This window comes from Ventosimonas gracilis (assembly GCF_001580025.1).
In the GTDB taxonomy this organism is placed as follows: domain Bacteria; phylum Pseudomonadota; class Gammaproteobacteria; order Pseudomonadales; family Pseudomonadaceae; genus Ventosimonas; species Ventosimonas gracilis.
The window spans coordinates 1-15,551 of sequence record NZ_LSZO01000042.1; the positions used below are offsets into that span (position 1 = coordinate 1).

Annotated in this window: 11 protein-coding genes; 3 read left to right on the forward strand and 8 right to left on the reverse strand. The window is 54.1% G+C overall.

All coding sequences use genetic code 11. The features are described from left to right. Window positions 1-171 precede the first annotated feature (171 nt). Both AXE65_RS02070 and pip read left to right on the forward strand, forming a co-directional pair. Window positions 172-1,437 (forward strand): malic enzyme-like NAD(P)-binding protein, encoded by a 1,266-nt coding sequence (locus tag AXE65_RS02070; RefSeq protein WP_068387363.1) that lies wholly within the window; start codon window positions 172-174, stop codon window positions 1,435-1,437. Window positions 1,438-1,502: 65 nt separating this feature from the next. Then, window positions 1,503-2,477 carry a prolyl aminopeptidase gene (pip, locus tag AXE65_RS02075; protein WP_068387366.1) on the forward strand — a complete coding sequence of 325 codons (975 nt, stop codon included), beginning with the start codon at window positions 1,503-1,505 and terminating at the stop codon, window positions 2,475-2,477. A 6-nt stretch (window positions 2,478-2,483) separates the two neighbouring features. Here the strand turns inward: pip and recJ are convergent, their stop codons facing one another. Genes recJ through ribH form a run of 4 tightly spaced genes read right to left on the reverse strand, consistent with a single transcriptional unit; the run spans window position 2,484 to window position 6,119 of the window. After that, window positions 2,484-4,208 (reverse strand): single-stranded-DNA-specific exonuclease RecJ, encoded by a 1,725-nt coding sequence (recJ, locus tag AXE65_RS02080; RefSeq protein WP_068387369.1) that lies wholly within the window; start codon window positions 4,206-4,208, stop codon window positions 2,484-2,486. 5 nt (window positions 4,209-4,213) lie between these two features. Then, entirely contained in the window at window positions 4,214-5,164 is a 951-nt protein-coding gene (gene thiL, locus AXE65_RS02085) for a thiamine-phosphate kinase (protein WP_068387372.1), read from the reverse strand. Then, complete coding sequence (nusB, locus tag AXE65_RS02090) at window positions 5,161-5,640, reverse strand: transcription antitermination factor NusB (RefSeq protein WP_068387376.1); 480 nt, start codon at window positions 5,638-5,640, stop codon at window positions 5,161-5,163. The genes thiL and nusB overlap by 4 nt, the downstream gene beginning before the upstream one ends. After that, a complete protein-coding gene (ribH, locus tag AXE65_RS02095; protein WP_068387379.1) occupies window positions 5,637-6,119 on the reverse strand; it encodes a 6,7-dimethyl-8-ribityllumazine synthase in 483 nt (160 codons plus the stop codon). The genes nusB and ribH overlap by 4 nt, the downstream gene beginning before the upstream one ends. Before the next feature lie 135 nt (window positions 6,120-6,254). Between ribH and AXE65_RS02100 the strand changes: the two genes are divergently transcribed. Beyond that, complete coding sequence (locus tag AXE65_RS02100; protein ID WP_068387382.1) at window positions 6,255-7,397, forward strand: ABC transporter substrate-binding protein; 1,143 nt, start codon at window positions 6,255-6,257, stop codon at window positions 7,395-7,397. Window positions 7,398-7,576: 179 nt separating this feature from the next. On the opposite strand, the gene AXE65_RS02105 is transcribed toward AXE65_RS02100, so the two are convergent. From AXE65_RS02105 to flhA, 4 genes are all read right to left on the reverse strand, one after another. Further along, on the reverse strand, window positions 7,577-9,175 hold the full coding sequence (locus tag AXE65_RS02105) for a BCCT family transporter (RefSeq protein WP_068387387.1): 1,599 nt from the start codon (window positions 9,173-9,175) through the stop codon (window positions 7,577-7,579). A gap of 190 nt (window positions 9,176-9,365) precedes the next feature. Further along, a complete protein-coding gene (locus AXE65_RS02110; protein ID WP_068387389.1) occupies window positions 9,366-9,818 on the reverse strand; it encodes a bacteriohemerythrin in 453 nt (150 codons plus the stop codon). Between the two features lie 253 nt (window positions 9,819-10,071). After that, the gene (locus AXE65_RS02115) at window positions 10,072-13,086 is read right to left on the reverse strand and encodes a pilus assembly protein (RefSeq protein WP_068387392.1); all 3,015 of its coding nucleotides are present in this window, start codon (window positions 13,084-13,086) and stop codon (window positions 10,072-10,074) included. A gap of 134 nt (window positions 13,087-13,220) precedes the next feature. Further along, window positions 13,221-15,332 carry a flagellar biosynthesis protein FlhA gene (flhA, locus tag AXE65_RS02120; protein ID WP_068387401.1) on the reverse strand — a complete coding sequence of 704 codons (2,112 nt, stop codon included), beginning with the start codon at window positions 15,330-15,332 and terminating at the stop codon, window positions 13,221-13,223. Window positions 15,333-15,551 lie beyond the last annotated feature (219 nt).

A 15,551-nucleotide genomic window follows, 5' to 3' on the forward strand; every position in this document is an offset into this window, starting at 1 on the left:
CAAGGTTGTACACATTGGCTGCATGCTGCGCCTAGTCTGGCGAAATTTTGAGCAGCAGCGCGGCTCGCGTTTGAAGCGGGAACAGACCCTTGTTGTCTTCCTTGTTAGCTACTGCGCCAGCGCGTATGCTGTACGGTCTGTTTGCACTCACTTTAAGCGGGTATTTCCAAGATGTCTGACCTAAAAACTGCTGCGCTCGACTACCACGCCAAACCACGCCCCGGCAAATTGAGTGTCGAGCTGACCAAACCCACCGCGACCGCCCGTGACCTTGCGCTCGCCTACAGTCCGGGCGTTGCCGAGCCGGTGCGTGAAATTGCGCGTGACCCGTCACTCGCCTATCAGTACACCGGCAAGGGCAATCTGGTGGCGGTGATTTCCAACGGCAGTGCCATTTTGGGCTTGGGCGATTTGGGGCCGCTCGCCTCCAAACCGGTGATGGAAGGCAAGGGCGTACTGTTTAAGCGCTTTGCCGGGGTCGATGTGTTTGACATTGAGGTCGATGCGGAAAGCCCGCAAGCCTTTATCGATACCGTCAAGCGTATTTCCATCAGCTTCGGCGGCATTAACCTGGAAGACATCAAAGCGCCGGAATGCTTTGAAATTGAGCGCACGCTGATTGAGCAGTGCGATATTCCGGTATTCCACGACGACCAGCACGGCACGGCCATTGTCACTGCCGCCGGCCTTTTAAATGCGCTGGAACTGGTCGGCAAAAAAATTGAAGACGCCAAAATTGTCTGCCTGGGCGCGGGTGCGGCGGCGGCTTCTTGCATGAAGCTCTTGGTCAGCCTGGGTGCGCGACTGGAAAACATGCGCATGCTTGACCGCAAAGGTGTTATCCACGCCGGACGCGACGATTTAACCCCGCACAAAGCCGTATTCGCGCAGACGTGCACCAAGCGCACGCTGGCCGATGCACTTACCGGCGCGGACGTGCTTTTGGGGCTGTCCGGTGCCAACTTGGTCAGCGCCGAAGATTTGCAGCGCATGGCGGCAGACCCTATCGTCTTTGCCTGTTCCAACCCCGACCCGGAAATCAAGCCGGAACTCGCCCAGGCTGCGCGGTCGGATGTGATTATGGCGACTGGTCGTTCGGATTATCCCAATCAGGTCAATAACGTATTGGGCTTTCCTTTTATCTTCCGTGGCGCTTTGGATGTTCGCGCCAAACGCATCAACGAGGAGATGAAAATCGCCGCCGCGCTGGCACTGCGCGACCTTGCCAAACAACCGGTGCCGGAGGAAGTGTGCAAGGCTTACGGCGGCATCAAGCTGGAATTTGGCCGTGAATACATCATCCCCAAACCGCTTGATCCGCGCTTGATTGGCGTAGTCAGCGATGCCGTCGCCAAAGCTGCGATAGCAAGCGGAGTCGCCACACTGCCCTATCCTGCGCACTATCCGCTGCGTTCGGTAGACGACCTGTTCGCTTAAAAAGCGCTTTTCTATCCTCTCTTGCGTGCAGGAGAGGGTAGGGCAGGAACGAGGGAAAATAACGCATGCAGATACTATTCCCCGCCATCAAACCCTACGCCCGCCATTCGCTTGCGGTGGAGCAGCCGCACGTGCTTTATCTGGACGAAAGCGGCCGCCAGGACGGCTTGCCGGTGGTGTTTTTGCACGGCGGCCCGGGCGCGGGCTGTGATGCGGCCAGCCGCCGTTGGTTTGACCCCAACCTGTACCGCATCATCACCTTCGACCAGCGCGGCTGCGGGCGCTCCACGCCGCATGCCGAATTGCAAAACAACAATACTTGGCAGTTGGTCGATGACTTGGAGCGTATCCGCGAATACTTGGGCGTTGAACAATGGCTGGTGTTTGGCGGCTCTTGGGGTTCGACGCTGGCGCTCGCCTATGCGCAAACGCATCCCGAACGGGTGCTGGGGCTGATTTTGCGCGGTATCTTCCTCTGCCGCGAAGAGGAAATTCACTGGTTCTACCAACAGGGCGCGAGCCGTATTTTCCCCGATTACTGGGAGGACTACCTCGCACCCATCCCACCCAAAGAGCAGGGCGATATGCTCGGTGCCTATTACCAACGCTTAACCGGCAGCGACCAAATCGCGCAACTGCACGCGGCCAAGGCTTGGGCGAGTTGGGAAGGGCGCACCGCCACACTGCGGCCTAATCCTGCGTTCGTCACGCGCTTTAGCGAAACGCAGCGCGCACTGGCCTTGGCAAGAATTGAATGCCACTACTTTATGCACGGCGCTTTTCTTGAAGACAATCAATTGCTTAAACACATGCCGAAAATCGCCCATATCCCGGGCATTATCGTGCATGGCCGCTACGATCTGATTTGCCCGCTGCAAAACGCTTGGAGCTTGCATCAGGCCTGGCCTGCCAGCGAACTACAGATCATCCGCGAAGCCGGTCATTCTGCCGCTGAACCTGGCATTACCGATGCCCTTATCCGCGCGACCTGCCAAATGGCGCGCAAGCTGCTCAAACGGCCGCCACAGGAAGAGGCTTAACCCAATTTATGGGGAAGAGGGCAGGTGCGGCGCAATATGCACGACTAAAAGCTGCAAAGTCTGATGACCACGATAGTGGTTAATATCAAGGTGGTAAGCGATTTGAACTTGTGTGACCTGTTGATTGGGCCACTGACTGCGATCGATGGAAAAGGCAATGGCATCGAGCTCCACACGTCCGCACAGGGTGCAAAGTTGCAGTTTTAAATGACGCTCGCCGACCAGTCGCTGGTTTTTGACCTTAAAAACACCGTGAAACAGTGGTTCGGGAAATTGCTGCCCGAAGGGGCCGGCCGCGTTTAATTGCTGCGCCAGCGGCAGAACCAGTTCTTCGGCGCTTAGCGTGCCGTCAGTGCAAAGGTGCGCGGTTAAATCATCGGCTTTTAGAACGCGGCGGACTTCTTGGTCAAAGGCACGGGAAAATGCAGCGAAGTTTTGCTGTTTTAGGGAAAGCCCCGCAGCCATTGCATGGCCGCCGAATTTTTCGATAAGCATGGGATGGGCAGTGGCGATGGCTTCCAGCGCATCGCGGATATGAAAGCCTGCAATGGAACGCGCCGAGCCTTTTAACTGCCCATCGCCCGCATCGGCAAAGGCGATACAGGGGCGGTGGTAGCGCTCTTTTAAGCGCGCGGCGAGAATGCCTATCACGCCTTGGTGCCAGTCTTTATCAAACAGGCACAGGCCAAATGGCAGGTTTTCGCTATCAAGTTCCTTAAGCTGCGCCAGTGCTTCGCGCTGCATGCCTTGTTCGATGCTGCGGCGGTCGCGGTTAAGGCCGTCCAGCTCTGCCGCCATCTCTTTTGCCTGAAAGGGGTCTTCGCTGAGCAGGCATTCAATGCCAAGGCTCATATCGTCCAGCCGACCGGCGGCGTTTAGGCGCGGGCCCAAGATAAACCCTAAGTCGCTGGCACGAATGCCCTTTGCGTCTTTACCGGCGATTTCAAGCAGCGCGGCAAGGCCAGGGCGGCAAAATCCGGCGCGAATGCGCAGCAAGCCTTGTTGCACCAAAATGCGGTTGTTGGCATCCAAAGGCACCACATCGGCGACCGTACCCAAGGCGACCAAATCCAGCAGTTCGGCAAGATTGGCTGCAGGTTTATCGTTAAATTCGCCAATTTCTCGCAGTTTTGCCCGCAGTGCCAGCAACACATAAAAAATAACGCCCACGCCGGCCAGTGCTTTGCTGGGGAAAGGGCAGCCGGGTTGATTGGGGTTGACCAGTGCATCGGCCATCGGCAGTTCGGCAGCGGCCAGATGGTGGTCGGTAATCAGCACCGATAGACTTGCCGCTTTGGCCGTCGCTACGCCTTCGAGGCTGGAAATGCCGTTATCCACGGTAATCAGCCAATCCGGCTGCCTGCTTTTCGCCACTTCGACAATGGCAGGCGATAGGCCGTAGCCGTACTCAAAGCGGTTGGGAACCAGATAGTCCACTTGATTAAAGCCAAGTGCTCGCAGCCCAAGGATGGCAACGACGCTGGCGGTTGCGCCGTCGGCGTCAAAATCGCCGACTACCAAAAGGCGCTGCTGCGTTTGCCGTGCTTGCAGCAGTAGTTCTACCGCGTTATCGATACCTTTAAGCAAGTGCCAGGGGGCAAGCTGCGACAGGCTGTGGCTGAGTTCGTCCTTACTCTTTACGCCACGTGCGGCGTACAGGCGAGTGAGCAACGGCGGCAGGTCGCCCAAGTCGGGCAGTTGCGGCGGTAGCGGACGAGTATCAATACGCATGGACTTTAGCGAAAGTGTTGCCAGCCGCTTTGTGGCGCTTGGCGTGGCTGTCCGTTGCTATCGAGCAGAACAACACCGCTGCCCTCTTGGATATGACCAATCACGCACACGTGCGAAAAGGCTTGCTGCAAGCGGCTGAGTTGCTCGGGCGGCAAGCTAAATAACAGGACGTAGTCATCCCCAGCGCACAGTGCGTAATCCATCGCCGCTTTATCGCCAAAATGCTCAAGTAACGCCTCTGAAAGCGGCAGCAACGGCTCGTTAATAAGTGCACAAACGCCAGAGGCTTCGGCGAGATGGGCGCAGTCGGCGAGCAATCCGTCAGAAATATCCATCGCCGCGCTGGCCTTGCCGCGCAGCCACTGGCCGAGTGCCAGTTGTGGCATGGGTGTCCAGTAACGCGAGAGTAGATAGTCTGCCGCGCTATTCGTAGGGGCGGGGGCTTTTTGTAGCAGCGCCAAGCCGCCGCCGGTATCGCCCAAATGGCCGCCTACGCAGAGTAAATCCCCAGCTCTTGCGCCGCTGCGCTTAAGCGCTTGGCCTTGAGGCACTGAGCCAAATACCGTCAGACAAAGATGCAGCGGGCCGCGGCAGGTATCACCGCCAATCAGCGCAAGGCCGCAGTATCCGGCCATCTGCTTAAGGCCACGGGAAAATTCGCGCAACCAGTCTTCACAGGCTTCGGGCAGGGTCAGCGCAAGGGTAAAGGCAAGCGGTGAAGCGCCCACTGCGGCCAAATCACTGGCGGCGACGGCAAGCGAGCGTTGCCCCAACAAAAAAGGCGGCGCGTTTTCGGGAAAATGCACGCCGCAGACCAGGCTGTCGGTCGAGACGGCCAGTTGTTCATCCGCCGCAAGTTGCAGCAGGGCGCAGTCATCACCCAAGCCTAATGCGATTTCTTCCTGGTGCGGCGCGGCAAAGTCGAAGTAGCGCTTGATCAGCTCAAATTCGGTCAAACGCGCCTCGCCTTGGTGACTTCCTTGCTGCGTAGTTGCACCGCGAGGCGGTCGAGTACGCCGTTGATAAACTTGTGGCCGTCGGTTGCGCCAAACAGTTTGGCAAGCTCGATGCCTTCGTTAATCACCACGCGGTAGGGAATATCGACCCGTCTTAACATCTCCCAAGCACAGAGGCGCAAAATTGCGCGTTCGACCGGGTCGAGTGCGTCAACACTGCGGTCGAGCAGCGGCGCAAAGGCGGCTTCCAGCGCCTGCACATCATCCGCGACGCCGTGCAAAATTTCGCGGAAATAAGCGGCATCGATACGGGAAAAGTCGTTATCGACACGAAACTGCGCTTCAATTTCGTTAAGGCTGTGCGCCGCCAATTGCCATTGATAGAGCGCCTGCAAGGCGAGCTTTCGTGCTTCACGGCGGGCGGACGGCTTGCTGCCTTTGCCGCTTTTTGCAGGCGGATTAAAACCTTCAGTCATGGCAAGGCGCGTTCCAGTTGCGTGAGCAGGCTAAGCATTTCCAGCGCCGATAGCGCCGCCTCGCTGCCTTTGTTGCCCGCTTTAGTGCCGGAACGTTCAATCGCTTGCTCGATGGAATCGACGGTGAGCACGCCAAAGGCGATCGGCAGGCCGTATTCCAGTGAAACTTGCGCCAAGCCTTTAGTACATTCGCCCGCCACATATTCAAAATGTGGGGTGCCGCCGCGAATCACCGCGCCGAGCGCGATAATCGCGTCAAAACGCTGCGCTTGCGCGAGCTTTTTGGCGACCAATGGCAGCTCAAAAGCTCCCGGCGCACGAATAATCTGGATCTGTTCGTCACTGACGCCATGACGGCGCAGCGTATCGACGGCACCGCTAATCAAGCTTTCAACCACAAAGCTGTTAAAACGACCGGCCAGCAGGGCAAAACGGCCTTGAGGGGCGATAAAGTCGCCTTCGATGGAGGTGATGGGCATGGCAAACTCAAGAGAATAAAGAGCGGATGTGGGGGTGTAGAGCGGGGGCGCAATGATAGCCGATTTTGTCTCTGTTGTTTGCTTGGGGCGAAGCGCTACACTGGGAGCCTATCAATAACAATGAGGAAGTCCACGATGTCCCCGCACAATCTAACGCCCCTGTTACTTGCCTGCTTGATCACTGCCGCTGTACAGGCCGCTGAGCCGATTAAAAGTCTGGGTAAAAGTGAAGGTCAGCTTAATATCGTCGCTTGGCCGGGCTTTATCGAGCGCGGCGAGACCGACCCTGACTATGACTGGGTCACGCCCTTTGAGCAGGAAACCGGCTGCAAGGTTAATGTCAAAATCGCCGGTACGTCCGATGAAATGGTTAGCCTGATGGCGCGTGGCGGCTATGACCTGGTCACTGCTTCCGGTGATGCCTCACTGAGATTGGTGGCGGGCGGGCATGTAGCGCCTATCAATATCGACTTGATTGCCAACTGGAAGACTTTGGACGCACGCCTGCAAAACGCGCCCTGGCATACGGTGGATGGCAAACACTACGGCGTTTCCTACACTTGGGGGCCAAATGTGCTGATGTACAACACAGACGTGTTTAAAACCACACCCACCACTTGGCGCTGGATATTTGAAGAACAAACCCTGCCCGACGGCAAATCCAACAAAGGCCGGGTGCAAGCCTACGACGGGCCGATTTACATTGCCGATGCGGCGCTTTATCTAAAAACACACAAACCAGAACTTGGCATTAACGACCCCTATCAACTCACCGAAGCCCAATACGCCGCCGCCCTTGCCCTGCTGCGGGAGCAGCACAAACTGGTGCACCGTTATTGGCATGACACCACGGTGCAGATGAACGACCTGCGTAATGAAGGTGTAGTGATTAGCAGTGGCTGGCCGTTTACGGTCAACAGTATGCAACGCGCGGGCGAGCCGCTGGCTTCCACGGTACCGGTGGAAGGCGCGACCGGCTGGGCGGATACCACCATGATGCACGCCAGTGCGAAAAACCCGAACTGCGCTTATCAGTGGCTGAACTGGTCGCTCAATCCCAAGGTGCAAGGCGATGTCGCCGCCTGGTTCGGCTCAGTGCCCGCCGTGCCTGCCGCCTGCTCCGGCAATGCCCTATTGGGCGAAGACGGCTGCACCTTGAACGGCTTTGATACCTTCGACCAAATCTCCTTTTGGAAAACCCCGCAATCCGAAGGTGGTCAGTTTGTCCCCTACAGCCGCTGGGTGCAGGACTATATCGCCATTATGGGCGGGCGCTAGGTTTTCCAATGGTCAGTCCGCTGACTGCCTTGCTCAGCAGCGCAGGCCAGTAGAGGCGCTGCGCCTTTAGGTGCCAAGGTGCAGTGCAAGCGGCGTCTGCCGGTCAAATACAGCCCTCTTCCCTCTCCCACAAGTGAGAGAGGAGAGCATGTTGCTTAAGCTGTGAAAACCCGCGAATTTTAACGGCCTGCTGCCAATAAACTGCGCCGTTCACTGATCAGACCCTTGCAGGTGGCAACGCACATAGCCAGCAATACCACGGCAAAGGGAATACCGGTAGTGACTGCGGCCGCTTGCAGTGCGCCAAGGCCACCTACGAGCAGCAAGACGATGGCGATCAAGCCTACAAGTGCCGCCCAAAACACGCGCTGCGGCATGGGTGCGTTGATTTTGCCACCCGCGGTAATAATATCAATCACCAACGAGCCGGAGTCCGATGAAGTGATAAAGAAAAACGCCACCAGCACAATACCGATAAAGGAGGTTATCGCGGCAATTGGCAAACCTTCGAGCATAATAAACAGACGAAGTTCCAAAGCGGCATCGACAATAGTCATTGATCCTTGCTCAATCACTTGGGAAAGCGCCGCCGTGCCAAAACTGCTCATCCATAAAATACAAATGCAAGAAGGCACTAAAAGAACCGAAACCAAGAATTCACGTACCGTTCTGCCGCGTGAAATACGCGCGATAAACATGCCGACAAAAGGCGACCAGGAAATCCACCAAGCCCAATAAAAGCTCGTCCAGCCATCAAAGAACAGTTTGTCTTCACGCCCAATCGGATTGGATAATGCGGGCAGATAACGGATATAAGCGATCAGTGAATCAAAAAATCCGCTGATAATGGCAAAAGTCGGCCCGATAACAATCACAAACAATAACAGCAGTGCCGCCAAGATAATATTGATTTCACTTAAGCGTTTAACCCCGGAATTAATACCGGCAATGACCGAATACAGCGCAACGGCGGTAATCACCACAACTAACAATGCTTTGCTGGTATCCGTTACCGGCAGGCCAAATAGATGATTTAAACCGGCGCTGATTTGTTCCGCGCCGAATCCTAAAGAAGAGGCTAAACCAAACAGCGTGGCAAATACCGCAAGCACATCGATGATATGCCCCGGCCAGCCCCAGATGCGCTCGCCAAAGAATGGATAAAAGACGCTGCGGATGGTCAGCGGCAGGCCGCGGTTATAGGCGAAAAAAGCCAGTGCCAAGCCCATCACCGCATAGATTGCCCAAGGGTGCAGTCCCCAATGGAAGATGGTGGTCGCCATTGACAGGCGCCGCGCTTCTTCGGCATTGCCTGCGGCACCTGCGAGCGGTGCCCAGCTTTGCGCCGTTCCGGCATCTTCGGCGAAGGCGGTGGAAAAGTGCGAAATGGGTTCAGACACGCAGAAAAACATCAGGCCAATGCCCATGCCTGCTGCAAACAACATGGCAAACCAGGACGGGTAGGAAAAATCCGGCCTGGCCTCTTTGCCCCCTAAGCGAATGCTGCCAAGCGGGGTAAAAATCAGCGCGATGCAGAAAATCACAAAAGTATTGGCTGCCACCGCCAAAAAGCTGTCAAAGGTATTGGTCGCAGCCGGTCTAAGCCAGCCAAAAAATTCCGTTGCCGTACTGTGAAAAACAGCAGCAAACAGCACAGACAAGACAGTCACCACGGCTGAGATGGCAAATACCGGATTGTGGATGTCCAGCCCAAAAATCTGGATATTGTCCTGACCGGGCTGATGAACGGGTGGGGTGGGTTGCTGCGGGTGGTTCATGGTTTTTCCTTGTTATTGTGTGGATGGGCAGTCTATCCCCTGCACACAATTTGTTCAACCGCTAAACCAGTTGTTCAATAGGCAAACCAAGCCATGTCGCAAACAGCGGCACCACGCGTCGGCGGGATGTCGCTTTAAGTCTTGTTTAAGGTCGTATTTGCGTTACCGGCAAAAAAATCAACGCCGTAAATTACCCAAAGAATTTTTTCAATGAACGTGAAAGCCAGCCTTGGTCAGTGGAAAGTGCATTCATACTGGCTTTTACCGTTTCGGCATAAGCGGCATCTTCGTTGCGGATATGGCTAAGCAGCCAGCGCGTTAACGTATCACGCAGTTCCTGCACGATATTTTCACCCGCGTCAAAACGCATGCGGTATTCCTCGACCCGACGAATAAACAGTTCATGCACTTTTTTATGCGCACGGGAAAAACGATAACCGGCTTCTTCCATCAAGGTTTCTTCAAAAGCAAAGTGCGACTGGGTGTAATCCACCAAATCCACCAACACTTTACGAAGTTCCTCTTTATCGTCTTTTTGTTCGACATCGTAGAGATGGTTAATCATTTCTACAATGCGCCGATGTTGGTTGTCGACTTCCTCAATTCCGGTATTAAGGTCATCCTGCCAAACCAGATGCGCCATAGCTTGTACCTTTCCTTATTGATGCTGCTTAAAATTGGTATAGTTCAATATTTTTAATAGTGCGCTACGCTTAAAACTAAAAATATTAAAGGGTATTGTTATTGATTGCATTGATTTATGTCAATGTATTTATGGGCTGCGGTTAAGGTTTTCCCTCCCCCCTTTCCCGCAAGCGGGCGAGGGGAGATCGGTATGCATGGTGCTGCTTTCTCCCCTCTCCTATTTATGGCGGTCATGGGAGAGGGTGGGAAGCTTAGTTTTGCAAGTCGATCCAGTAGGTTTTGCAGCCTCTGGGATTTTCACAGGGGCTGATATTGAGCTCGCTGCAGGTATCCCCGAAACACATAAATGTGCCTCTATTCTTCTCATCGGAGAATATTCCGCCGCCGCTGATAATGCCGACCACATCGCTTTTTTGAAAAGGCGGCTGGTATGTCACCGTGGCTTTGCCAGCAATACCGTTTGCAGGTGGGTTAATGATTTCGACCGGTGGCGAGGCGCTGCTTAGGCTTAGGCGGTAGACGTAGTTACTGCCCAACATCACTTGGCAGCCGATACGATTGTTTGCCGGTACATAGGTTGCAAAAAATACATCACCGCCGGCGCTGCTTGCAGTGGACAGCACTTTTTCGCCACGGCCAATCTCAAGCGGCAGATACCAACCTTTTGCTGTGTTGATCGCTTTAATCGCTTTCTCTTGATCAAAGTGATCAAAGGAGCGCGTGGCCTGGTGCAAGTCGCTTTCCGTTAGCGGCAAGTCTGGGCTGCGGGTTATGTCGGCATGCAGCGAGTAAAAGCGGTCATCGACATTGGAATTAAGCGGATGGGCACGGTAGCCGCTGCCGATATTCACCAATAGGCGATTATTGCCTCTATCCAGTGCCACATCGGGTTCTTGATAAAAGCGGCGGGCGTTTTTCGGATTATTTTTGCCCAACTGAGCAAATGGGGCGTTTGAGCGGCGGCCACTGGCTGTTACCAAGTTATTGCGCGATTCGCCGTTATGGATAAATAACCGCCAGACTTGTCCGCCGGTATCACCGACAAACATTTGGTCGGCGAGGCCGTCATTATCGATATCCACCACCTTAACCGATGATGGAATGCTGTATTGCATATCCGGCAGATTAAGCACGGCGCCGCTTTGACTGGCTGACCAAAGAGCGTTGCCGGTTTTAGCATCGACGATATAAATGGCGTTACCCAAAGCGCTATCGCTGCGATAAGCATCATTGGCACCGTTAAGGTTATCTTCTGTTGGGTCGTAGCCACCGGCAAAAATCAGTACATCGGTAGGCTTTGGATTATTACCGATTTTTATTTTGCTTTTAACCGGTTGCGACCAACTTTGCCCCAGCCTGGCAAAACCTTTGGCTTTCTTGTTTTTTTCGTCAATTTGCCAGAGCAATTTGGGTTGACCGCGCTTAGTAATATCCAGCGCATAAATACCCTGCCCACCGCGTCTTAAGGTCACGTAGGCGTAGAAGTGTTCACCCGCATCAAACTGGCCGTTTTGATTGCTATCGTCCAGCCAGACGGTAACGCTATTGTCTACGCCGTAGGGGTGCGGTTTATTAGCGGTGGAAGGCTCATTGGCTTTTATCGGTTTAATGTTTTTTAGCAGCTCACCGGGCATAAAGGCAAATTCTTCCACACCGGTTTTACGGTTAAATAAGTGCACAAAACCTTCATTACTGCCGATAATCACGACCTGGTCGCTTTCTGCGCTGCCGTAGTTAAAGGGTACTGCGGCAGAATGTAAAAAATCGCCCAACTCCTTGCTGCGTTCATTGAGGCCATCGTCATCAAGACCGCGAATATAGTTGAGCAGTGCCACTCGTTCGTTATTATCAACGGCACCGAGCAGGTCATTAGTGATAGCGCTATTGCTGATGGCAAGTTCACCCAGACGGCCTTCGGTTTCCACAAACAGACGGCGCTTGGCGGGCTCCGGTAATTTCCACGCCGCACCGCCTAGCGTGATATTGCCTCCATCGGCACCTTTGCTCCAAAAGCTTTGTGCGTTCGCTTTAAAAGCGCCGTCCGCATCAATGGCCGGGTTATCGTTGACATCATAGATAACGGCTTCTTTGCTGGTTTTGCCATTTTTTGTAACCGCTTTGGCAGCGAAGCGATAGCGTTTTAAATTGCCCGCCCAACGGTCACTGCCGCCAGGCTGAAACAGTGCGTAGTAGACTTGATCGGTGGTGCGCTTGGAGCTGGTGGGTGCGGCACTGGGATTAACAAAAGTGGCGTTCTCCACTTTGGCGGCTTTTTCTATAATGTCATTAAATTGTTTGGAAAGTTCTTCACCATTATTGGCTTCATAATAGTTTCCGCCACCTGCGTCCGTTACATTGTTTAAGAATTGTCTGCGTTTGACGATTTTCTCTATATTATCAGCATCTTTTGTAGCTCCAGGAGCGTTTAAATCAGGTGCCAGAGAAATAACATGGGTAGTGACTGTCTGATCGCCTTCCAGGTTTGGCATTTGGTCGTGGGTATGCAGCCACTCAGCGAGTTCCGGTACGCACCTTTCCGCATTTTTTGAGGAAGCGCCTGGTTGTTCTACGCAGGGATAATTTTGTTTAGGCCAATTATCCCTTTTTCTGCCGATAAGTTCTCTAATATCGGGATAAATATCATCGTACCAAGCATCGCCATCGGTAACCAGGACGATATAGTTGGGCTGGCAGGCATCGGTAATCGGGCTTGGAAAATCTTTTCCTAATCTTAGCGCTTCTTTGCCTGAGTGCCCTTTAAAATAATGGTCTCGATATTGTTTGGCGGGAAAGCCGTTAAAATAACGCGCGGCCTTATAAAGACTGCCATCGATGGGCGTCCAGAGCAAGTCGGGTTTGGGTCTTTTATTAATTGACGCAAGCGCTTGGTCACGCACTTTATCAATAGCATCAACAGGTATTCCTGAACGGCGATAATCCATCCACATCATGCCGAAGTTTACATCTTGCATCTTCGGCAATACGTTGTTGAGCGTCTTTTGTAGTTCGTCCCAGCGGCTGGTAAAGGTTCCATCAGGGCATCGATTGCGTTTTGACTTGGAGTCGGGATAGACTCCGTCTTTATTCCAGCACCATTGCATGGAAAGGGAGTCGTCCAGAATAAAAAATACATTGGGTTTTATATCGGCTTTACCGCGCGACAAAAAGATTTCCGTGTCATCGGCAAAACAAAAAGCGCCTTGCAGTAGTAAAACCAGCATCAGTGCGACGCGGGCACTGATGGCTAATTGTCTGATGTGTTGCATATGTTCCTCCTCTGCTGCGACACAAATAACCCTTCCTTTTTCGCCTGCTTAATACGAGGCGACACAGCATTTTTGGTATTTTCGTTGTTTTTTATCTTTACCTTTTTGCTTTAGCGCATGTTTGCGGATAAAAACTAAAGGCTCTGCCCTAAGGTTTGCACTACACGCACGGGCTTTTTCGGCGGAATTTCAGCAAAGGCGAGCACTGGCAAGTTGATCTCCATTTCCAGGCGCAGGGCAAACTGTGCAAGCGGCCAGCGCAGTGGGGTGGATACCAGTAATGCGCTGGGCAATCCTTGGGCTTGCTGATGTTCACAGGCGCTTACGATCGATTGCTGCAAGCGCAGGGCAAGCTGTGGTTCGAGCGACAAATTCCCGTCTCCATCGGCTTGCTTTAATGAGGTAAGCAAGATTTGTTCCAGTGCGTTATCGAGGGTGATCACCGGCAGTTCATCGTCGCCTGCGATTTGCTGAACAATTGCGCGACCCAACGCCACGCGCACACTGGCAAGCAGGCTTGCGAGGTCTTTGCTGGGGGTGCGTACCAGGGCTTCGGCAATGCTGCGGATGTCGCGTATGGAGACCTGCTCTTTAAGCAGTGCCTGCAATATCAGCAGCAGCGATGACAGCGGCAAGCCGTTTGGCACCAGCGCTTCGGCCAGTTTGGGCGACATTTGTGCGAGGCGTTCGAGCATCTGCTGTACTTCTTCATGCCCCAGCAGCTCGTGCGCGTGTTTTTCCAGCAGGCGCGACAGGTGGGTGGTGATCACCGTGCTGCTGTCTACCACGGTATAACCCAAGGACTGCGCCTGTTCGCGCTGCTGCGGGGTAATCCACACGCAATCAAGGCCAAATGCCGGATCTTTGACGGCAAGGCCGTCGAGGTCGCCAAAAACTTGGCCGGGGCTGATGGCGAGTTCGCGTTCGGGATAGACTTCACCGCTTGCCAGCGGCACGCCCATCAGGCTAAGCCGGTAGCCGCCTGCCGCTAAATCGAGGTTGTCGCGGATATGCACCGGCGGCAGTAAAAAGCCCAAATCTTGCGACAGTTTTTTGCGCACGCCTTTAATCCGTGCGAGCAGGCCGCCGCCGTTTTTGGCTTCCAGCAGGGCAATTAAGCGGTAGCCGACTTCCAATCCCACGCGGTCTACCGTGGGCAGGTCGTCAAAGGCGAGTTCTTTGTTTTCTGGTGTTTGTTTGCTGGGAGCGGGCAGGGCTTTTGCTGTGGACTGTTTAGCCACAAGTTGACCACGCTGATAAGTGAAGTAGGCGAACGCGCCCGCCGCTGCGGCCAATGCTAGAAACGCCAGATGCGGCATGCCGGGAACCAAGCCCATCACGGCCAAAATGACAGCCGTTACGCAGAGCGCTTTGGGCGAGGCAAACATTTGTCGCCCGACTTGTTGCCCCATGTCTTCGGCAGAAGATACGCGCGTCACCATAATGGCGGCGGCGGTAGACAGCAAAAGCGACGGCAGTTGTGCGACCAGTCCGTCACCAATGGTTAAAAGCGCATAGACCCGTCCGGCTTCGGCCAGCGGCATATGGTGCTGCAACAGGCCAATCGCTATGCCGCCGATAAGGTTGATAAAGAGGATTAACAGACCGGCTATGGCGTCCCCTCGAACAAACTTGGAGGCGCCGTCCATTGAGCCGTAAAAGTCCGCTTCTTGACTGACTTCCGCGCGGCGTTTGCGGGCTTCGCTTTGTTCAATCAAGCCTGCGTTTAAATCGGCATCGATGGCCATCTGTTTGCCGGGCATGGCGTCCAGAGTAAAACGGGCGCTGACTTCGGAAATTCGCCCGGCGCCTTTGGTAACGACGACAAAGTTGATAATCATCAAGATGGCAAACACCACCATGCCGACCACATAGTTGCCGCCAATCACGACTTCACCAAAGGCTTCAATCACCTTGCCCGCAGCACCTGCGCCGTCTTGCCCGTGCAGCAGCACCACGCGGGTGGAGGCGACATTCAGCGCAAGGCGCAGCAAGGTAGCGAGCAGCAAAATCGTGGGAAAGACCGCAAAATCGAGCGGGCGCAAGGCGTACACACAGACCAGCAATACGATGATGGACAGCGCGATATTGAAGGTAAATAACAGGTCGAGCAAAAAAGGCGGCAGCGGCAAAATCATCATGCCGAGCATGGCCAGCAAGAGCAGCGGCACGCCCAAACTGCCCTGCCCAAGTAATGCAAAGCCGCCTCGCACACGGCCTAATAGCTGTTCCCGCTCAAACGACATGATGCTTTTGCCCTCATTTTTGACGCTGCGGGCGTTTAAGGCAAAAACTGCGCCAGCGCTGAAGAAGAAAGGCAATAAGCTTATTTAATGGATAGAGGAGATGCTTTTATGGTTGACCTGTATATCAACTAAGGGTCTTAGGAAGCAAACATGTTTTTATGGCATGATAACTTCCTGATATGACTGGTAAAAATAGGTACTTCAAACGTTCGAAAATCA